The sequence below is a fragment of the Paraburkholderia hospita genome (genome assembly GCF_002902965.1).
Classification (GTDB): domain Bacteria; phylum Pseudomonadota; class Gammaproteobacteria; order Burkholderiales; family Burkholderiaceae; genus Paraburkholderia; species Paraburkholderia hospita.
Map to the genome: position 1 here is coordinate 2,822,210 of NZ_CP026105.1, position 20,257 is coordinate 2,842,466.

A 20,257-nucleotide genomic window follows, 5' to 3' on the forward strand; every position below is an offset into this window, starting at 1 on the left:
GGAACATCATGACCAGTTCGACCGACCAGCACGGGCTCGACGAAGAGTTCGAGCACAAGCCCGTCCCGCTCTCGCACCGTCACCGGTTATCTTCGGTCGCGGCGGTGTGGTTCGGCTTTCCGATGATCATTACGAACGCAGTATTCGGCGGAGTTATCGCCTATAACCTCGGCTTTTCGCGGGCGCTGCTCGCGATCCTGATGGGCAACGCCATTCTGCTGACATACGTCGGTACGTTGAGTTTTATCGCCGGTAGTACCGGTCGCAATTTTGCGCTTCAGGCCGAGCGTACGTTTGGCAAAAAGGGCTACGCAATCACATCCGGCTTTCTCGCGAGCGTCGTCGTCGGATGGTATGCGTTTCAGACCGGCCTCACCGGCACGACGGTACATGCGTCTTTCGGCTGGAACGAAACGGCGACTATCATCGTGGCCACGCTGCTCTATACCGCTGTGACGTTCGTCGGCATTCGTGCGCTGTCGATCGTCGGCATGATCGCCGCGCCACTCTATGTGGCGCTCGGTCTCGTAGCGCTGTACCTGATCGGATCGGCGCACGCACTATCAACAGTGTTTCTTTACGACGGGCTTGGCATGAACAGCCTGATGTCCTTCGGCGGCGCCGTCACGTTGGTGGTGGCGACCTTTGCTGATTCCGGCACGATGACCGCGGATTTCACACGCTGGTCAAAGGACGGAAAGAGTGCGGTCTACGCGACACTCACCGCGTTTCCGTTTGCGAACCTGATTGCACAGGTGTTCGGTATCGCGATCGTATGCGCGGGGGCCGCTGCAGCGCCGGCGACGCAGGGTGGTAACTTCATGCCGGTTCTGACCAGCCATGGCGGCGTGCTGTCGGGTATTGCGCTGATTTTCGTCTTCGTGAACCTCGGGTCAGTGTGCACGCATTGCCTGTACAACGGCGCGGTGGGCTGGGGACGCATTGCGGGCAAAAAGATGAGAACCATGACGGTCCTGCTCGGATTGCTTGGCGGCCTGCTGGCGTTGGCTGGCGTGTGGAGTCTGTTCCTGAACTGGCTGAACCTGCTCGGCGTGCTGGTACCGCCGATCGGCGCGGTGATCATCGTCGATCAGATCTTCGTCCGTCATTATTCGTACGATGAAGACGTACCGAACTTTCGTGGCAGCGCGTTCGCGGCGTGGGCACTCGGCGCGCTCGCCGCGTTGCTCGTTCACGGGATGGCACCGTGGTTTTCCGAAGCGGTCGCGGGGATGCTCGTAGGTGCGGTAGCCTATTACGCGCTGTCGCTGGGGGCGAAGCGCGCAGTGCGTCAGCGCAACGGGTTGCTTTAGCGGACGGTTGCCGTTTGGCGGGGTCGCCAAACGGTAGCTCAGGCTCCATTCAGATCTGCTCCGTCGCACTTCAGTCGCCGCGACGCACGCATGTCTCTTACGTCTGTCACGGACCCGCAGTGTCAGGTCGCGGCGGCTAGCGCCCGCCTCATCGTGGCAACGACCACATCGACGATGGGTCAAGAGGCTGACTTCGACCCTGTAGAGCCGTTCGAACTCAGGGCACCGCAACGACCGCTTCCGAAGTACTTCAGCCGCTTGCCCCATCGAGTTGATCGCCCAGGCAGGACGGAGAGATCGCGCCTGGCAGAGACGGGAGTACCCGTGAGCCATTCTGCACGCAGGCCCAGCGCGCTTGGCTTAGAAACGGTGACGCAGGCCCACAGTCGCTTCTACCTGATTGCTCGTGGACGACGGCGCGCTCACTCCGTTAATCCAGGCCACACCCAGTGGGGAGTTGCTGCCCGCGCTCAGCCCCTGCCAGGTTCCCTGTACGTATGCATCCGTTCGGCGGGAGAAACTGTAGTCTGCCATCGCGCTCACCTGGTTCCAGTGCGGACTGCCGCTGCCTGCGTTTCCACCCGCGCGCGAATACGTATATGCAGCCGAAAGTTCAACGGCTGGGTTCAGCGCATATCGGAAGTTACCTTCGAAGTTCTGGAAGTGCGTGCTAAAGCCAGTCTGAAACAGACCCGTCAGATTGGTCTGCGTGTACACGAAGCCTGCAACTGCTGGGCCGAACGTGTAATTCACGCCCGCGCCCCAGGTTTGCTGGCGGGCGGCAAGCGCGCCTAACGGAACTGCGGTTGGTGACAGTAGCCCCTGGACCGAAGAGCCGGTCGTATCGGTCACCGCGCCACCTGTATTGACCTCGCCAGGTGTCCTGGCAGCGCTATTCAGATGCAGATAGCCCGCCCCAAAGTTCAGGGGCCCCCAGACGTAGGACATGCCCACACTCCAGGCACGATTGTTTGCAAAGCCACCGGCCTGATTCGAGAAACCATACAGTGCGCCGATCTTGAATCCGTAATATTCCGGACTCTGATACTTGACCGAGTTATTGATCTGGAACGAATCGTTAAGGTTGTCGACGTCGAATGGGTGAGCGAAGTGCACACCGCCAAATTCCGTGCCCGTCAGCGAAAGCGGCGCCACGAAGTCGACCATGTCATCGGTCTGGCGACCTAGCGTGAGCGTGCCATATTCGCGGCTGGTCAGACCAACAAAAGCCTGGCGATTGAAGAGGCGGTTATTCGACGACAGTTGCCCGTTGTTCACGTTGAAGCCACTTTCGAGGGTGAAGATGGCCTTCAACCCGCCGCCCAGATCTTCGGCTCCCCGCAGCCCCCAGCGGCTGTACTGCACTGAACCGCTGGTCATCTGCCAGTTGCTGTGGCCGCCCGAACCCGTTCCAGAGATCTGGCTATTGGTATAGGTCAGCCCCGCGTCGATCAGGCCATACAGCGTCACACTGCTCTGGGCATGCGCCGTCCCCGTCAGGGTGACGAGCGCAGCGCCGGCTAAGAGGCACTTTTTCATGCGCTTGCTCCAGTTAATACCGAACGACGGGATACACCTGGAATGCTTCACACAGAGCGTTGCCGAACCTGGCTGCGAGCGTCTCGCCAGAAAAGTATAGGGCGTTTTTGTCAGGACGCAGGGGCGGGCGCGGTTCCCGCGTTATCCGGCTCCTTCGCGGCATTGCTGTCATACGGGTCAACCTCAGTCCGCTTACTAATGCTGACTGGACTTCTGAGTGTCCCATTGGTCCCGCCGTCGAATGGTCTGTGATGGCCGGGACGCAGCGGCGCGGGACCCTATCGCCGTCCTGCAATGACTGGTTCGGAGCAGATCGAACAGGCGCTATCGACCCGTTACGGTCGGTCGTCCGATCGTGGTCCCTTCGTCGCGTTTTGAAGTACAACGGTCATCCGACGGCGGATGTTGTTGGTCGGGCATCGGCCAACACGGTCAACCGCGAATTAACATCCCTTGATGCGCAAAAGCGGTATTCGTCAAACTGCGGCAACTTCAACTTTAGAGCACTGCGTACTGACCGCTCGTGATCTCGGCAGAAACCTCGCTCTGCCCTACCGCCAAGTGCCACTGTCGAGGACGGCGGACAAGGCTGCCGGCGAATCTGGAAATCCCGTCAGGGCTATCGATTTTGGCTGACACTTTCTAGCGGTCTCCAAAACAGGATCAGTTCGGAAGATGGGCCGCAAGAATGCATCCGATTCGGCATAGGCATCGAGCGGAAGCACATGCGCTACGTATTGGTCCGGACGGACAACGACGAGCGCACCCCGCTCGCGATCGATATCACGCTCATCGAAGATATCAGTCGACGCGTTCTCCCAAACGCCTTCTCTTGGTCGATCGGGCTGTATCGTCCTTCGCAGCAACAACGACGCATGCAGATCATCGAGCAACACTTCTCGATGAGGCTCCTGCAACACGGCCCAGCGCCCCCTGTTTACCCTGAAATCACGAAGCGCTTTGGGAGTCTCCGTCGATCGGGATCAATTGACCTGAAATAGATCGTCCTACATCGGATGCAAGAAAGACGGCAAGCGCCGCGATGTCGGCCGGATCGACGAAACGCTTGATCGACTGATTGCCGAGCGCCGCCGCTTTTTCTTGTTCGACCGTGCGGCCGCTCGCCGACGCGCGTCCGGAAAGCACCTGTTCGATGCGCGGACCTTCGACGGCGCCCGGCAAGATCGCATTGACGCGAATGCCGAATTCACCGAGTTCGCGCGACAGCGTCTTCGTGAAACCAATGAGGCCCCATTTCGTCGTCGAATAAGGACTTCGATTCGGATAACCGAAGCGTCCGGCCAGCGACGACATGACGAGCACGACGCCCGCGCTCGATTGCTTGAGCAGCGGAATGGCGTGCTGCGTGACCGTGAACGTTCCGGTCAGATTCACGCGGAGCACGGCTTCCCACGCGTCCGGGTCCATGTCCGCGACGCTCGCGGTCGGCCCGGCGATGCCCGCGTTGTTGACGAGCACGTCGAGACCGCCGAGCGCGGCCGCCGCATCCGCGACCATGTTTGAAACCGCCGCGCGATCCGCGATGTCGCACACCGCCGTCTTCACGCCGGGCAATTGCGTCTGCATGTTTTGAAGCGCGGTTTCGTCGATATCGCAGACAAAAACGCTCGCGCCGTCCGCGACAAACGCTTCCGTGATCGCGCGCCCTATTCCGCCCGCGCCCGCCGTTACCAGGACGCGCTTGCCTTTCGATGTGGTCATGAAATCCTCGATTTACTTATTCGCAGGCCGCGCGGATGAAGTCGGGAACGGGAACGGCTTTGAGCCGGCCATCGGCCTGTTTGACGCACAGCGCGCGCGTCGCGCGGCCTTCGCAGATCAAGCTCTCGCCGCGCATGATCCGATGGCTCTGGATAAAAGCCTTGCCGCGCCACTCTTCGACGCGGCTGTGAATATCGAGCCGTTCGCCGTAAGTCGCGGAATTGACGAAGCGCGTGTGAAACTCCAGCAGCGGCGGGCCGATGCAATCGGGCAGCGCGTCCATCTCTCGCCACGGCGGCAGGCCGCACTGTATAAAGTAGTCGTGCGAGGCGGCGTCCATCCAGCGCGAAAAGTTGGGGAAAAAGACGATTCCGGCCGGGTCGCAATCGCCGAATTGAACATCGATCGAATAGACAGTTTGTTTACTCACGAATTTATGCTCCGGATACCAGTGCAGACATTGTGCGGGCTTCGCCGACGCCACACTGTCGGCGCGGCGACAGTTCACGTTCCGTCACGCGCGAGCGGCGTCGGAGGACGCGCATGACGCGGCAAACGAAAGTCGTCACGGCGACGCTGTCGGTCGACGAACTGCTCGCGCAATCGCCGTGGTTCGTCGCGCTGGATGATGTCGCGAAAACCCGCGTGCGCCCCGACATCACGGAACGTGCGGTCGCCGCCGGTCAGTCTTTGGGCCGTCACGGCGAACGGCAGCAGATGTGGTTCGGCGTGCTCGAAGGCATCATCAAATGGTCGATCACCGCGCGCGACGGGCAGACCGTAACGCTCGGCGGCCAGTCGATGGGCAGTTGGTTCGGCGAAGGCACGCTGATCCGCAACGCGCCGCGCGAATCCGATCTCATCGCGCTGCGCGACAGCCGCGTCGCACAGATTCCGCGCGCCACCTTCGTCTGGCTTCGCGAAAATCGGCCGTCGTTCAACGAATTTCTGCTTCATCAGATGAACGAGCGTCTGCACTGGTTCATGGGCGCGGTCGCCGCGCACGGGCTGCTCGACACCGACAGTCTCGTCGCGCGGGCGCTGGTCGGCATGGTGCAACCGCTGTCCAACCCGAGCGGCACGGTACATTTGCCGCTGTCTCAGGAAGAGCTTGCCAATCTGGCCGCAGTTTCGCGCCAGACGTGCAACAAGGCGATGACGCGCTTCAAGAACGCCGGTCTTGTGCGGACGGAATACGGCAGCATCGTCGTGCTGGATCTGCCCGGGCTCAACGCGCTGTCGCGGTAGATTCGCGGACGGTTCTTCGAAAGAACGGCTCAGTGTTTACGCTCATCCCAACTGTCGCGCAATCGACAGTCGTGGCGGCGCTCACTCGAAATAATGCGTGTCAACCCAGTCCAGGAGACGCGCAATGAATCGCACCAGTCCGCTCCCCGCCGCAGCCGTATTCGTCGAGCGCCCGTCGGGGCAATTGGTGGAAGACGCGGTCTTTCGCAAAATCACCTGGCGCATCATGCCGATGATCCTGATCGCGTATGTCTTCGCGTTTCTCGATCGCATCAACATCGGCTACGCGCAGCTCCAGATGAAGCAGGATCTCGCCTTTTCCGATGCCGTCTATGGCCTCGGCGCGGGCATTTTCTTCGTGACATATCTGCTGTTCGAAGTGCCCAGCAATCTGCTGCTTGAAAAGATCGGCGCGCGGCTGACGTTTCTACGGATCATGGTCCTGTGGGGCCTCGCGTCCGCCGCGACCGCGTTTGTTTCCGCGCCGTGGCAGTTCTACGGCATCCGGCTGCTGCTCGGAATTTTCGAAGCGGGATTCTTCCCCGGCATCATTCTGTATCTGACCTACTGGTATCCAAGCCAGCGTCGCGGCCGCGTGACGGGTCTGTTCCTGTTCGGCATGCCGATCACGGGTGTGCTCGGCGGCCCGCTGTCGGGCACGATCATGAGCGGCATGGAAGGCATCGGCGGGATGCATGGCTGGCAATGGCTCTTTCTCGTCGAAGGATTGCCGACCGTGCTGATCGGCGTGCTGCTGTATCGCCTGTTGCCGAACAAACCGGCCGGCGCGCCGTGGTTGAACGACACCGAAAAAGCACTCGTGCAGTCGGTTCTCGATGCCGATCATCGCGGTGACGTCAAACCCGGGCATCACGGCCGTCTCGCCGCCGCGCTGGCCGATCCCAAAACCTACGTGCTGGCCTTCGTCTACTTCTGCTGCGCGTGCGCCGTCTACACGCTCACGTTCTGGCTGCCGACGATGATCAAAGGTCTCGGCATCGCCCCGATCGCGACGATCGGCTGGTACACCGCCGTGCCATATAGCTTCGGCGCACTCGGCGTGCTCGTCATCAGCCGCAGTTCGGACCGCTTCAAGGAACGCCGCTGGCACGTCGGCGGCACGCTGGTTCTCGGCGCGGCGGCGCTGGCATCGACATCGTTTCTCGGCACCGCGATCGTCCCCGTCATGGTTCTGCTGTGCGTCGCCGCGTTCTTTATCTTCGGCGGCGGATCGCTCTTCTGGTCGATTCCGCCCACTTATCTCGGCCAGGAAGCGGCGGCGGCCGGCATTGCGGTCATCAGCTCGCTCGGCATTCTCGGCGGCTTCGCGAGTCCGACGCTGATCGGCTGGATCAAGTCCGTGACCGGCAGCATTCAGATGGGCCTTCTCGCATTGACCGCGCTCGTCATCTGCGGCGGACTGACCATTTTGCTTGGATTGCCGAAGAGCGCAGTCCGCGTCGGCACGATCGACGACGCAAGCGCGCACTGACCGCCCTCTTTCTTCAGAACCTCATTCTTCATCGGAGAACACCATCATGAGCAAGCCCAAAGTCATTGTGACCGTTGCGCCCACCGGCGGCATGGCCACCAAGAAGATGAACCCGAATCTGCCCACGCAGCCGCAGGAAATCGCCGACGATACCTACCGCTGCTACAACGCAGGCGCGAGTGTCGTGGCGGTCCACGCGCGCCGTCCCGACGATCAGGCGACCTGCGATCCGGCCATCTACAGCCATATCAACCGGCTGATTCGCGACAAGTGCGAGATCATTTTGAACAATTCGACGGGCGGCGGTATCGACGGCGACATGGTTCGCGAGCTCGACAACGGCCTCTGGGAAATTCAGTGGGAAGAGCGTCTGAAAGGCATGCAGGGTGATGGCGTCGAAATGTGTACGCTCGACGCGCAGACGGTGATCGCGAGTTTCGGCGGCAAGGAGATTCTCGTCGCGACGCCGCCTTCGCGCATCCGCCAGATTGCCGAGATGATGAAAGCGCGTGGCATCAAGCCCGAATGGGAAGTGTTCGGTCTCGCCGATATCGTTCAGGATGTGCAGCGCGCGATCAACGACGGCCTGGACGACGCGCCGCATTTCATCAACATCGTGATCGGCGCGAATGCGTTTCAGGGCGCATTGCCCTACACGCCGCGTCTGTTGCAGACGATGGTCGATCATCTGCCGCGCGACACCGTGTTCAACGTGAGCGCGATCGGCGCTGCGCAATTGCCCGCCGCGATGAATTCGCTCTTGCTGGGTGGCCATGTGCGCGTCGGGCTCGAAGACAACCTGTATTACCGGCACGGCGAACTGGCGACGAACGTGCAACTGGTCGAGCGGCTCGTTCGCATGGTGCGCGAGATGGGTTACGAACCGGCGACGCCTGAGGAAGCGCGCGAGATCATCGGACTGCGGCCGCTGCACGCAACCGTCGATGCCGCCTGTCTGGAGCACTGAGCCATGACGAAGATCGCGATCGTCGGCACGGGCGTGATCGGCGCGGGATGGGCCACGCATTTTCTGGCGCATGGTTTCGACGTCATCGCGACCGATCCCGCCGAGGGCGCGGAGTCGCGCCTGCGCGGGTGGATCGACGAGAACTGGCCGGTTGTCGAGCGACTCGGTCTTTCGGGTGATGCCTCGCGAGAAAGGCTGGTCTTCATGACCGATTTAACCGCAGCGTTGCGCGATGCCGATTTCATTCAGGAAAGCGGCCCGGAGCGACTCGACGTCAAACAGGCGTTGATCGCCGACATTGAACGCGCGGCGAAGACGGACGCGATCATCGCGTCTTCGTCGTCGGGATTGCCGGTCAGCGAGATTCAGGCTCACGCGCAGCATCCGGAGCGGATCGTACTTGGGCATCCGTTCAATCCATCGCACATCATTCCGCTGGTCGAGGTCGGCGGCGGACGGCTCACATTGACGGAATACATAGACCGGGCGATGACGCTCTACGCTTCAACTGGCAAGAAGGTTATCCGCATCAACCAGGAAGTCAAAGGTCATATTGCTAATCGCCTGCAAGCGGCGATTTGGCAAGAGGCGATCAGTCTGGTACAGCGCGGCATTGCCTCCGTGGAGGATGTCGACACCGCAATCTCCTACGGCCCCGGTCTGCGCTGGGCCCTCCTCGGTCCGTTTCTCAACCTTCATGCTTCCGGCGGTCCCGGTGGCATCACACATGTGCTGCGGCATCTGGGCCCAGCTCAGCGCGAGTAGGCGAGAGATCTGGGCACGTATCCCGAGACGGACGACTACATCGAACCGATCGCGAAGGGCGTCGAAACGAAACTACAGTCGCACGACTTTGCCGAAATGATTCGCCAGCGCGATCAATTGCTGATCGAATTGCTGGAAGCGAAGCGCGAGCTCTCTCAGATTCCATAGAGCCAGCAATGCGAGATGAAGAAGAAACCGTCTGCGCTCATCAGCCCTTCAAGGCGACAGAAAGTGAACCTATCGATTAGCGGGCTGCGTCAGTGCGCACGGACATTCGTAGGCCGCACGGCGGGTTACGGAGCGAAGCCGACGTCTGAATGTCCGCGCAACCGCCGGGTAGCTGTCCGCAATTGGCCGGCTAGTGCCCGACGACCGAGCGCGACGATCGCCTCGGGCGCGGTTCTCATGCGAAAGGCATAACACGACCCATTGCCGTCGTACGAACCTCCATTGTCGCAGTGACCGCTTCGAGGTGCGGAGCGGACGTCCACCCAATGAGTAGTTCTCTTCAGCACGTTTCTGGTCTTCGTTGTCCTGTCACGACAAGGGCGACCGGCAGCCTTCCGCTCCACAGAGGTCATCGGTTTTCCTCCGGGCGTCGGATATCGCCAAGGGTCAAATCTGGCGAGGAGCACATGAACTGAATCAAACCGGCAGGCGTAAGATGCGCCGTATCCGCCCTCAACAAAGTCGGTCATGTCTCCCGGGCCGCGGAACGGCTGGCAGTTTGATGATCCGAGCTCGACTTCCGTCATGCCGTATCCTCGCGGCATTCGATTCGAAACGTAGCCCACACCGGGCGTGCTCTCAAAGGACTGAGAAGATGAGAATCCGACGCGATCCGCACGTCTTCATTGCAGCAGCCTTGAGCGCTGCGCTCGCAGTCAGCCTGGCCGACGGCGCTTGGGCACAGCAAGCGACCAATAACTCCGGCGCGGGCAACAACAACGGTGGCGGCATGCAGCAGATTCAGCGTCAAGGTGACATCGAGTTCGTATCGGGCGGCGTCGGCGCCGACGAGTCGCATGCGCTGGAGCGAGCGCGCAGCCAGTGGCCGCTTGGGCTGAGTTTCACTGGCTCGGGTTTGGACTACGTTGCCGACGTGCAAGTTAGGATCGTTGATCCCCACAACGCGAACGTACTAAACGCAACGTCGCAGGGCCCGTACATGCTGGTGCGACTGCGGCCGGGCCGGTACACCGTACATGCGAGCTACAAGGGCAACGAGCAGAGCAAGGCGGTAACCGTGCCAGCTAAGGGCAGCGCCAGGTTGACCTTCGATTGGGCCTCTCAATAAGGGGGATGGGGCCTCCCGGCCAAGCTAGGCCATAGGCCCAACTCGATCAGCATAACTACGCGCCCTTAAATTCCCCGCGGGACGGAGGAGGGGTCTGTCCATGGCCGGTCGGTAGCGTGAGGAATGGCGCGTTGGCCGGAGCAACGTCGCAGCTTTTCGCGCAAATCAATAGTCGGACCACGTATGTAGCAAAAGATTTGTATTCCGACGGCGAGTTGTGCAGACTCTTGGCGCAGGATTCTCAGTGCTGTCGCTCATGCTCCCGGTTTTTATTTGGTAATTTGTCCTGGGTCCACTTGCGTAAGGGGACGGTCCTGTGTGCTCAATACTGCGATCGCTTTGAGCGTGAAGGTGGCAAGTGCCATGTCGCAAAGCTCCCGGCACACCGAAAGGGTCGCGCTGAGCGAAACCGAATAACGCTGCTGCAGGAATTTCAGCCGAAAGACCCGGCTTGCGCAAGCTGTGCCGAGCGGCAGCCGCAATCGAGGTTCTCAATTCAAGTGCGGGAGGAACATGAACGGCGGAGTATTCAAGGTTACATGCGTCGTCATTCTGTCTACCCTCATCGGGTGGATTCTTTATATCGGTCGGCCGGTGCTTGTTCCGTTAGCGTTTGGTGTGATCGCTACCTATGTCATTTTCGGCATTGCGAACCTATTGCAACGGATTCCGTACATTGGCGCAAAGCTTCCGGTTGGCATCCGCTCGTCGATAGCGGTCGCCCTCCTGGTGCTGACGATCTATGTCTCCATCAACCTGCTGATATCCGACAGGGACCGCCTGATCGCGCTCGCACCGAAGTATCAGGCAACGCTGCTTGCGTTGGTCGGCAAAATCGCTGCGGTCTTGCAGGCGCAAACCGAACCGACCTGGGAGTCCATACGCCGCGACATGTTCGCCAAACTCAATATCCAGGGCATAGTCACCGCGACGTTATCGTCCCTATCGGGCATGATCGTGACGATCTTCGTTGTGGCGCTCTATACGGCGTTCCTCCTTGCCGAGCATGCGCGATTTCGCAGAAAACTGGCACGGATCGCGAACAACGCTGCGGCGATGCACATCGTGAGCGTCGTAAATAAGATCAACGCCAAGATCGGCATGTATCTCGCGCTCAAGGCACTACTCGGTGCGAGCATCGGCCTCCTCAGTTGGGTTTGCATGCTGTTCGTCGGACTGGAACTGGCCGAACTGTGGGCCGTCCTGATTGCGGTCCTCAATTTCGTGCCGTACATCGGGTCAGTTATTTCGGTAGGCTTTCCAACCCTGATCGCGGGTCTTCAATTCGGGCAATGGAGCGAGGTCTTGCTCGTATTCGCTACGCTTTCGGTGCTGAACTTCGTTGTCGGGAGCTTGGTCGATCCGTATCTGATGGGCGAATCGTTGAACCTCAGCCCCCTTGTGATCCTCGTTAGCATGGCAGTCTGGTCCTCGATCTGGGGAGTGGCCGGTGCGTTTCTGGCCGTTCCGATCACGGTTGGTCTTCTGATCGGCTTTTCGTCATTCGAGTCGACGCGTCCCTTTTCGGTGCTATTGACGCACAAGGATTGAGCCTTTGCACATGGCCCTGACCGACTGTCTCGAATTTCGCCCCCGGGGTCGCATACCATCAAACCCCAGGCGAGTCGAAGAACCATTGCCAAAGCCTTTCGCCGGGACCACAGGTCTTGCCCTTGGTGTCTGAAAAAATCCGCAGCAAAATTCCGGCTGGCGCAACCGCAGACGAAGTCATTACAGCACTTTCGTGCCAGCGGATGTGCGCCCGACGTGCCAAGCTTTGACATCCGGGTTACGAACAGAACTCGACTAGCCGTTGGAGGAACCGACGATGACAAACAGAACCCGGCGCACTCACTCAGTGGCGTTCTACGCGAAGGCTGCATTGACCGCTGTCCGAGGCGAACGCACGCTGGCGGAACTGGCTCAGCAGTTGGATGTTCCAAAATGGAAAACTTCCGGGACCGATACAATCTAACAGGCGTGAGTTCTGAAAAAAATCATCAACTGGACGACTCGCAAGGAAAAAAACAGGTACGCAATACTCAGTGCAATCTGTAACCCAAGGTGCCACCGCAATCTCGCCAGCTTTCGCAATCCATCGATGAAGTTGAGCGCCGTGAGTCCGCATCCTGCTCCGGCGACGACGTAACCCGCTAACAAGGGATTCGACAGGCCAGGCAGGTGGATCGTATCGAAGTTTCTTACCGTCTCGAAGCCTGCTGCAACAATGATGGTGGCAACCAGAAGATTTCTGGCGTGCTCGAAAACTGCTCTCAGGCCACCGTGATCGAAGAGTGCCTGCCCGATAGAACCCGTAACGAATTTCATTGAATTCCTCCATCGTAAGCTCGGCCCGAGGCTATCACTGCCGTCAGTAGGTTTTGACTCGCGCGGATCGCTGAACCGCGCAGCGGGCGTAAAAGGCGGCATCCAGCGAATTGCTATGGCAAGGTCAAGAGGCTCAACGACCTGCCCGTCCGTCGCAATGCGAGTCAACGTTGAGTCTGTCCGACAAGTCATCAGAATATGACGCGCTCATGACGACGTTTTCAGTGGATTTCCAGCCATGCAAACAAACGGGCCTGCATGGGTGCCGTCTGCGATGCAGCTGGGTCACGCCTGCAAGAAGGTCGACTGAATGCAAAGAACTCTCGCTTTACTAACAAATCGGATTGACAGGCGACGTGGCAGCGCCCCCGCCCTTCCTGCGAAAGTGCTCATTTGACTGTACGGCCGGCCTGGCATAACGTAGATGCGCGTTGTGATAGCAGTGCTGCAGTACATCACGATTCGAGCGGTGGTACATCGCGCCACAAGCCGACTTCCCATTTACTGAGTTGTGGTGAAGCGGACATTGCAACAGATATCGCAGGGGGCAAGCCTCACGTAATCATCTGTCCTGCGACTGACGCGCTTCGCCAGGACCGGCCGGATGGTGATGCAACCCGGTCGTCATCCCATGCCCGATCACGAATACAACCATCGAGCTGCCATGAGTTCCTCTGACGGAAAGCGGAAACTGCGACCTGGATTGCTTCGCTCAATGTTGAGCGCAGCACCCGCTCTGATTTTGGGTCTTGCGTTGACCTCCGCGCATGCGGAAGCAATAGTAGGCGCAAAAGAGATCTGCATGCGGAAAGGGACGTATTCAATGGCTGGCGGTGGCACGACGATTTTCTCTCGCGACAAAACCTGCTTCAGCCCTCCCGTCACCACCCCCTGGCCGTGGGGGAAAAAAGCTGCGCGCACGCAGCTAGGCGCGCCCGATCCTTTCACGCACGTCCGAATAGTCCGGTATGACTATCACGATGCACGGTACCAGTGTGCGAAACGGCATTTGCGCCTGCCGACGATTGGAGAGCTTAAAGCGCTTTTCGCTTACGCAAACACGGGCGATACAGCGGTTACGGGGAACAGATACGCGATCGTTGCACCAGAGGGCGATGGCCGTTATCCTGGCGGTCGACACGGATGGGGAGGCGACAGCCCTTACTGGTCTCACACCTTCGCGGGTCACGGCAAGCACGAGGTGATCGATCTTGGCAACGGCCGGGTCAGCACTCACCACGATTCGTTCAGGAACTATGTGACGTGCGTACGCTGAAAGGGCAATGGGCTCACAGTCGCGCGTGGCCAGGTTGCAACGCGCCCCCACATAGCGCACCTTCTACATAGCGTGTAAATAGTGCCTCGCCTGGACCGGAGTTTCATCCGCCGGGAAGCGTGGACAGAATTTTGCCGGCCCTGCCACTCACATCCTGTGTTGCTTGCTTGCGTGCCGCCAGTTGGTCCCAATCGCCGACAACATCCCGTTATCCGTAAATCGGGAGCAGCAGAAACAACTTGATGACGATCGCATTTGCGATATCAATAAAGAACGCTCCCACCATCGGCACCACCAGGAAGGCCAGATGGGAGGCGCCAAAGCGCGCTGTAATGGCCTGCATGGGCTATCGCGGTCGGTGTCGCTCCAAGGCCGAATCCGCAGTGTCCGGCGGCCAGCACGGCGGCGTCGTAGTTACGTCCCATGACCCGAAAGGTGACGAAAATGGCATAGGCGGCCATCGCGGTCGCCTGCACCACCAGGATTACGAAAAGCGGCAGGGCCAGCGACGCCAGGTCGCCTAAGCGCAGACTCATCAGCGCGATCGCGAGAAAGAGTCCGAGGCTTACATTGCCGAGCAACGACGCCGCGCTCTCAAAAACACGATACCAACCGCGCACGGAAAGGCCGTTGCGCAGCACGACGCCGACGAACAGCACACATACGAACGCGGGCAACTCGAACGCGGTACCAGCCAGGATCCAATCGCCGAGCCGACCGCGAGACAGACGGCAATCAGCGCCACTGTTTCGATCATTGCTTCCGCCATAACCGGCCTCACAGCTTCGGGTTGCTCGAAACCGGTCTCGCCCGCCAGGTCCGATCTAGGCTTCGGGCTAAGCTTATAGCGCGTGATCAGCAAACGCGCGACCGGGCCCCCGATCAATCCCCCAAGTATCAGGCCAAACGTGGCACAGGCGATCGCAATTTCCGTCGCATACGCGAGTCCGTGGCGTTCCGAGAAGACCCTCGCCCCCTCGCCCAGGCTGCGCCCGTGCCGTGGCCGCCCGAGAGCGTCACTGATGCCCCCAGCAGGCCAAGCAGCCGTTCTGCCCTAACGCCCATGCCAGACCGATGCCAAGCGCGTCCTGCATCACGAGCAGGCCAACCACCGCGCCGAGAAAACCGGTCAACGCCCGGCCGCCAGCCTTCAACTCGGTCAGATCTGCGTTCAGGCCGATCGTGGCAAAGAACGTCAGCATCAGCGGCACCTGAAGCGTTGCATCAAAGCGCAGGTCGAACTGCGCGAACCTGCGTAGCAGAAAAGTCAGCAGCGCCACAAGCAGTCCGCCGACAACCGGTTCCGGGATGCTGCAGGTCTGCAGGATGCGACTGCGGGCGAGAATCTGCCGCCCAAGCAACAGGACGAGGGAAACCGCCATCAGGGTTTCCAGCGTGTCGAGGCTCATGATTTGCTTCCTTGATCTTCGGCCTGGCTAACCGGTTTCGCACAATGAGGCGAGCAGCACAGTTCCCTCACTCACCGGAGCAACAGATAGCCGGTCACACCCGATAACATTGACCCGACAATCACCCCCAATCTGACAGGCGTGGAATATTCGGGACTTTCGAAAGCGAGAGAGCCGATAAACAGGCTCATCGTGAAGCCGACGCCGCAAAGAGCGGCGACTCCAGCCAGCTGGCGCCAGCTAGCTCCCTCAGGCAGTGTGGCCTGACGCAGCCCGATTAGCACGGCGCTCGCCCCGCAAACCGCGACGAGCTTTCCGATGAACAGGCCTGCGGCAATGCCAAGAGGCAGCGGTTGCGCCAGTGCGGCAAGCGTCACTCCGGCAAACGGGACACCGGCATTTGCGAAAGCGAAGATCGGCAGGATGCCGAAGGCAACCCATGGGTGAAGGCCATGTTCGATCCGATGCAGGGGCGCCTTGCCTTCAGAATCCAGCGTCGTTAGCGGCACAGCGAACGCAACAGCCACGCCCGCAAGTGTTGCATGAACACCGGACTTCAGAACAAAGACCCACAGGATTACGCCGACGACCATGTACGGCGCGATACGCGTGACTTTCAGCACGTTCAGTCCTATCAGCACGGCGATTGCCAAGGCCGCGAACAGCAGCATCAGGATCGAAAGCCCGGCAGTGTAGAACAGCGCAATGATCGTGATCGCGCCCAGATCGTCGGCAATGGCAACGGCAGTCAGGAATACCTTTAGCGACACCGGCACCCGGTTGCCGAGCAGCGAAAGAATGCCGAGCGCGAATGCAATGTCTGTGGCCGTGGGAATGGCCCAGCCATTCAGGGTTGCGTCGCTTCCCCGGTTCACGAGGAGATAAATGAGAGCCGGCACCACCATTCCAGCCAACCCTGCAGCGACTGGCAGCACGACCTGAGCGGGCGTAGACAGTTCACCTTCAATGACCTCGCGCTTGACCTCCAGTCCGATCAGCAGGAAGAAAACCGCCATCAAACCGTCGTCGACCCACATGAGGAGCGGCTTCGCGAGCGCGAATGATCCCACACGCACCTCCACGGGAATCTTCAGCAGATCGTCGTACGCGGACCGAAGGGGGGTGTTGCTGCAGATCAGCGCGAGTCCCGCGGCGGCGGCAAGCAGCAAACCACCCGCCGATTCCAGCCTCAAGAATTCGGCCATGCCGGCGGTTACCTTGCGGACCGCGTTGTCGATCACCATGGATGTCTCCGTTGAATGCGCAACAACGCCCTAAAAAAATCGGTCATGCACCCGTGGTGCACCGGGCGTCCGGTGTAGCCCGATTTCACATGAATGTCACCGCACCGGTGTGCAGGTCATACATTGCGCCGGCGATCCTGACCTGCCCTTTGTGTTCAAGATCAAGCAGTATCGGGCTGCTGTTACGGATTGTCGCGATCGCCTGCCCCACATTCGATCGCGCCACGGCGTCCACAAACTCCTCGTTCTTGCTACTTCGTTCACCCGTGTATTGTGTTGCTTCGATCGCGGGCCGGATGGTCTCAAGCAGTCCCGTAAGATTACCCAGCTGCACGTTATCGATGGCGCCCTTGATCGCTCCGCACGCCGTGTGCCCCATCACCAGCAGAACTTTTGCACCTGCGACCGCACAGGCAAATTCGAGGCTGCCGAGCATGTCCTGATTGACAATGTTTCCTGCCACGCGGGCATTGAACGTATCGCCAATACCCATGTCCAGGATGATCTCTGCCGGCGCGCGGGAATCGATGCAGCTCAGGATAACGGCTGCCGGATACTGGCCAGTCGCACTCGCGCGCTTTTGCGCAAGGAAATCCTGCTTCTTCATCCTGCCAGAACGGAATCGCTCATTACCCGTTTTCATCATCGCGATGATCTGGTCGGGCGTTAGCGTGTCCCGCTGTGTTTTTGTCAACGCGGCTGCTTCGGCAGGACCAGCCTTGAACCCCACTCCGGCGACAAGTGACACCGCACTTATCCCCGCTTTCAGCCACAGGCGCCGTCCGCCATCCTTGGGCTGCCCAGCAAGGCAACAGCTCGGGTTCGTTTCCATTGCGATTCCTCCTTGACCTGATTGAGAAAGCCTTCATGCGGCATCCTGAACACCCGGTACCGTGCATCGCACATGAGTCCCGCGTGTTCGCGCAGATCGCTGCAGCCGTTTCTGCACTAACTCCGGCAAACATTGTCAGCGCCAGCACATCATCTGGCAGAACCAACCAGGACGGCGATGGCGAGGCGCGCTCACACCAGGTTGCCCGTCACGCTCAATGGATTCGCTCGCGATGCGGCGCTACCGATACGCGGACATACGCACTCCAATTTTCCAGACACATTCGGGGTGGTAGTTCGCCATCGACTTGCTCGCCCCTGTCCGAGAACTGCTTTCATGGCAAGCCATTCGCCTATCAATACAGCAAGGACCGGCATCAGCCTTACGAGCTGCATCCGCCAACATTTGCGGGGAGCGGCAACCGCGTCGGCAATATCCGCCAGATCGGGCTCCTGTTCATGACCTGGCATGATCACACTCCGCGGCGTCCCAGATGAGACGCGGGTCGAACGTCATCGCTGCAAACATGGTCAGCACGACGACTGCTCCGAAGGCAATGGCGGCAGGACCCGCCTCGATGGTGGCCAATGATTTGAACTGCACCAGCGCAACGAGCATCGTGATCACGTATATGTCAAGCATCGACCATCGGCCGACAAATTCGACCGCACGATAGATGCGCGTGCGCTGTTCTGGCAGCCGCTTCGACTGGAGCTGGGTTGAAGCGGTCAGATAGGCCAGTGCGAGGATCTTCAGCATTGGCACAGCCACGCTCGCTATAAACACGATTGCCGCGAGGAGCCAGGACCCGGAAGTCCATAGATAGGCCACTCCACTCATGATCGTGTCCTTCTGTGCACCGAACAGTGAACTGGTGTTCATCACGGGCAAGACATTCGCCGGGATATAGAGCACCGTCGCAGCAATGAGCAGCGCCCATGTGCGTGACAGACTGTTCGGTGTGCGCATATGCAGCGACGCGCCGCAGCGCGGGCAAGACAGGTTCTGCCCGTGCGCAGGCACCCTCGCGAGCAGTCCGCAGTCGTGACACAGCGCAAGACCGTGTTGTGCTGCGGTCACGGCGTCGCATGGCGCTGGCTCGCGCGCCTGCCCAGCGTCGACTGTATCCCTCTCTGCGGTGACCCGCGACCACAGGTCTCTCGGTTCAAAAGCAGCTGCGGCAGCTGCCAGTACGAGCATCAGCGCGCCGAACGACCATAGCGCAACACCGACCGCAACGCTTGCAATGTGCGCTAGCTTGACCAGCGCCACCAGCAGTCCAAGGATGAGCACCTCCGTCATTGTCCAGGGTCCGGCCAGGTGATACAGACGAAACACCATAGCCGTGTGCCACGGTATGCGGTTCACGCTAAGAGGCAGAAGGATCCAGAGCATGCTTGCGGTCTGAACCACCGGCATCAGGATGGTTGTGGCAAACACCAGTCCTGCGAGAGGCCACATTCCGTCCAGGTACAGCACCCGCACAGCGCCGCCGAGCGTCGTCTGGACCACTGTGCCATTGATCGACAGGCCGACAATGGGATAAAGATTCGAGATGACAATCAGCACCATGGAGGCAATACTGAAAGCCAGCGCGTGCGCCAGACCGTTTATTCGATTACGGTACAGCTCGGCGTTGCACCGACGGCAACGCAGCACGCCACCTGGTGACACCTGCGGCAACCGCTGGAGGAGATCACATTCGTGGCAGGCAAAGAGTTCACTGCGATTCATCGGGGCACCTGCTGACCCGGTTGGAGTTCAATGGGCTGGTCATCGTCGACCGGAGGCGTCGTCACCTGCTGCGCCCGGACGATTCAGCCTTCACGACGCCAACGTAAATGTCGCCGCCCTGTGTCTGCGTAAAGTTCAACTGCGCGTTGAATAGACTGCGTTCGGCATCGAGCACACCTCGACGTAGCTCGTGTAGCCGCCGTCGTCGCGAAGTGCGCATAGCTTCGCAACGCCTCGACCTCTCTGCCCAGAACGTCCACCTGCTCGCGCGACTCCGCACAGTAACCAGGGCATCATCCACCTGCTGGAACGCGACCCTGAATCGCCTCTATGCAAACAGCACCTCTTGTTGCCACGCTTCGGTGCACCTGTCCGCCAAAGTTGCCGCCCGTGAATATTGGTTGAGTCACCGCGCCGACGAGTGAGCACACGCGCGCAGGTCCCGTAAACAGGTCAGAAGACTGCGATCTGGAAGAGCCGAAAAGCCCCGTGAGCGAAAGTAGACGGGACGTAAAATGCGCGGGCCGTGCCGATGATTTGCACATTGCCCGCCGAATTCGCCTGTTTGTCGGCCATACGTCAGCCAACCCCAATCAAACAATGACCGGCGGTGACTTGCGAAATTCTTCGTTCCTTTGATCAAAGGTCGTCGCAAGCCGGAAAGCCTGTCGGCGACTGGTATTCGATCAGCGTGGTACAACTTTGACGCAGGTCACCGGCCCCCTTCGTGAGCCGACACATTTCCGACGACGTGGCTTTCTGTTTCACATACGATCGGGCGATGCATTTTCGAACGACGCCGATGAGCGACTCGAAGCGAACGGCCATCGTCGCGACTCGCCAACATTAACCAAACTTCATCTGGGATTTTTCTCGGTAGCTTGAAGAATAGTGTATAGACCGAGGCGTTCAGCTAGGGTTTTCCTCATCGCGAAGTGCCGGGGTGCATGCAGTACCGCACGAAGTGTGCGACGGCCGTTCGTGTCTAACATTTCAGGTGAAGGGAGAACCAGTCTGTGCCCGCCGTCAGCGGGCGCTGGCCGACCCAACGCGGTAGTTTGGACCGGCGCCACCCGACAGGCCGCTTGCGA

At 59.9% G+C, this 20,257-nt stretch carries 14 protein-coding genes and 3 pseudogenes; 7 read left to right on the forward strand and 10 right to left on the reverse strand.

The features are described from left to right. Nucleotides 1–8: 8 nt before the first annotated feature. Complete coding sequence (locus tag C2L64_RS12755; RefSeq protein WP_007578036.1) at nt 9–1,313, forward strand: cytosine permease; 1,305 nt, start codon at nt 9–11, stop codon at nt 1,311–1,313. A gap of 360 nt (nt 1,314–1,673) precedes the next feature. Here the strand turns inward: C2L64_RS12755 and C2L64_RS12760 are convergent, their stop codons facing one another. From C2L64_RS12760 to C2L64_RS12775, 4 genes are all read right to left on the reverse strand, one after another. Beyond that, nucleotides 1,674–2,852, reverse strand: a complete 1,179-nt coding sequence (locus C2L64_RS12760; protein ID WP_007578035.1) for a porin — start codon at nt 2,850–2,852, stop codon at nt 1,674–1,676. A gap of 551 nt (nt 2,853–3,403) precedes the next feature. Next, a complete protein-coding gene (locus C2L64_RS56085) occupies nt 3,404–3,772 on the reverse strand; it encodes a hypothetical protein (RefSeq protein ID WP_456152438.1) in 369 nt (122 codons plus the stop codon). Nucleotides 3,773–3,800: 28 nt separating this feature from the next. Next, nucleotides 3,801–4,574, reverse strand: a complete 774-nt coding sequence (locus C2L64_RS12770) for an SDR family oxidoreductase (protein WP_086910423.1) — start codon at nt 4,572–4,574, stop codon at nt 3,801–3,803. Nucleotides 4,575–4,590: 16 nt separating this feature from the next. Beyond that, nucleotides 4,591–5,004: an acyl-CoA thioesterase gene (locus C2L64_RS12775; protein WP_007578030.1), complete on the reverse strand. Its 414-nt coding sequence runs from the start codon at nt 5,002–5,004 to the stop codon at nt 4,591–4,593. Nucleotides 5,005–5,117: 113 nt separating this feature from the next. Between C2L64_RS12775 and C2L64_RS12780 the strand changes: the two genes are divergently transcribed. The 6 genes and pseudogenes from C2L64_RS12780 to C2L64_RS12805 all read left to right on the forward strand — a co-directional run bounded on the left by C2L64_RS12780 (nt 5,118) and on the right by C2L64_RS12805 (nt 11,894). After that, nucleotides 5,118–5,822, forward strand: coding sequence for a Crp/Fnr family transcriptional regulator (locus C2L64_RS12780; RefSeq protein WP_086910422.1), 705 nt, complete (start codon nt 5,118–5,120; stop codon nt 5,820–5,822). Between the two features lie 124 nt (nt 5,823–5,946). Further along, complete coding sequence (locus C2L64_RS12785) at nt 5,947–7,314, forward strand: MFS transporter (RefSeq protein WP_086910421.1); 1,368 nt, start codon at nt 5,947–5,949, stop codon at nt 7,312–7,314. Nucleotides 7,315–7,360: 46 nt separating this feature from the next. Then, nucleotides 7,361–8,281: a BKACE family enzyme gene (locus tag C2L64_RS12790; RefSeq protein ID WP_007739803.1), complete on the forward strand. Its 921-nt coding sequence runs from the start codon at nt 7,361–7,363 to the stop codon at nt 8,279–8,281. A gap of 3 nt (nt 8,282–8,284) precedes the next feature. Beyond that, nucleotides 8,285–9,214: pseudogene (locus C2L64_RS12795) on the forward strand (3-hydroxyacyl-CoA dehydrogenase NAD-binding domain-containing protein). Between the two features lie 655 nt (nt 9,215–9,869). Continuing rightward, a complete protein-coding gene (locus tag C2L64_RS12800; RefSeq protein WP_007578054.1) occupies nt 9,870–10,343 on the forward strand; it encodes a carboxypeptidase-like regulatory domain-containing protein in 474 nt (157 codons plus the stop codon). A 513-nt stretch (nt 10,344–10,856) separates the two neighbouring features. Then, complete coding sequence (locus C2L64_RS12805; RefSeq protein WP_086910420.1) at nt 10,857–11,894, forward strand: AI-2E family transporter; 1,038 nt, start codon at nt 10,857–10,859, stop codon at nt 11,892–11,894. A gap of 420 nt (nt 11,895–12,314) precedes the next feature. Here C2L64_RS12805 and C2L64_RS12810 read toward each other — a convergent pair whose 3' ends face one another. From C2L64_RS12810 to C2L64_RS12830, 6 genes and pseudogenes are all read right to left on the reverse strand, one after another. Then, entirely contained in the window at nt 12,315–12,671 is a 357-nt protein-coding gene (locus tag C2L64_RS12810) for a hypothetical protein (protein ID WP_007578052.1), read from the reverse strand. A 1,539-nt stretch (nt 12,672–14,210) separates the two neighbouring features. After that, nucleotides 14,211–14,932: pseudogene (locus C2L64_RS56240) on the reverse strand (sodium/glutamate symporter). Next, nucleotides 14,845–15,356 (reverse strand): annotated as a pseudogene (locus tag C2L64_RS56245) (sodium/glutamate symporter). The pseudogenes C2L64_RS56240 and C2L64_RS56245 overlap by 88 nt, the downstream one beginning before the upstream one ends. Before the next feature lie 71 nt (nt 15,357–15,427). Continuing rightward, nucleotides 15,428–16,600, reverse strand: a complete 1,173-nt coding sequence (gene nhaA, locus C2L64_RS12820; protein WP_007578018.1) for a Na+/H+ antiporter NhaA — start codon at nt 16,598–16,600, stop codon at nt 15,428–15,430. Nucleotides 16,601–16,685: 85 nt separating this feature from the next. Continuing rightward, complete coding sequence (locus tag C2L64_RS12825; protein ID WP_007578016.1) at nt 16,686–17,432, reverse strand: carbonic anhydrase family protein; 747 nt, start codon at nt 17,430–17,432, stop codon at nt 16,686–16,688. A 456-nt stretch (nt 17,433–17,888) separates the two neighbouring features. After that, entirely contained in the window at nt 17,889–19,166 is a 1,278-nt protein-coding gene (locus C2L64_RS12830; protein ID WP_039899862.1) for a paraquat-inducible protein A, read from the reverse strand. Nucleotides 19,167–20,257 lie beyond the last annotated feature (1,091 nt).

What these genes read in the sequence shown, in the direction of transcription:
- C2L64_RS12755 (WP_007578036.1), top strand. Translation starts at nt 9, where the DNA reads ATGACCAGTTCGACCGACCAGCACGGGCTCGACGAAGAGTTCGAGCAC.
- C2L64_RS12760 (WP_007578035.1), bottom strand. Translation starts at nt 2,852, where the DNA reads ATGAAAAAGTGCCTCTTAGCCGGCGCTGCGCTCGTCACCCTGACGGGG.
- C2L64_RS12770 (WP_086910423.1), bottom strand. Translation starts at nt 4,574, where the DNA reads ATGACCACATCGAAAGGCAAGCGCGTCCTGGTAACGGCGGGCGCGGGC.
- C2L64_RS12780 (WP_086910422.1), top strand. Translation starts at nt 5,118, where the DNA reads ATGACGCGGCAAACGAAAGTCGTCACGGCGACGCTGTCGGTCGACGAA.
- C2L64_RS12785 (WP_086910421.1), top strand. Translation starts at nt 5,947, where the DNA reads ATGAATCGCACCAGTCCGCTCCCCGCCGCAGCCGTATTCGTCGAGCGC.
- C2L64_RS12790 (WP_007739803.1), top strand. Translation starts at nt 7,361, where the DNA reads ATGAGCAAGCCCAAAGTCATTGTGACCGTTGCGCCCACCGGCGGCATG.
- C2L64_RS12800 (WP_007578054.1), top strand. Translation starts at nt 9,870, where the DNA reads ATGAGAATCCGACGCGATCCGCACGTCTTCATTGCAGCAGCCTTGAGC.
- C2L64_RS12805 (WP_086910420.1), top strand. Translation starts at nt 10,857, where the DNA reads ATGAACGGCGGAGTATTCAAGGTTACATGCGTCGTCATTCTGTCTACC.
- C2L64_RS12810 (WP_007578052.1), bottom strand. Translation starts at nt 12,671, where the DNA reads ATGAAATTCGTTACGGGTTCTATCGGGCAGGCACTCTTCGATCACGGT.
- nhaA (WP_007578018.1), bottom strand. Translation starts at nt 16,600, where the DNA reads ATGGTGATCGACAACGCGGTCCGCAAGGTAACCGCCGGCATGGCCGAA.
- C2L64_RS12825 (WP_007578016.1), bottom strand. Translation starts at nt 17,432, where the DNA reads ATGGAAACGAACCCGAGCTGTTGCCTTGCTGGGCAGCCCAAGGATGGC.
- C2L64_RS12830 (WP_039899862.1), bottom strand. Translation starts at nt 19,166, where the DNA reads ATGAATCGCAGTGAACTCTTTGCCTGCCACGAATGTGATCTCCTCCAG.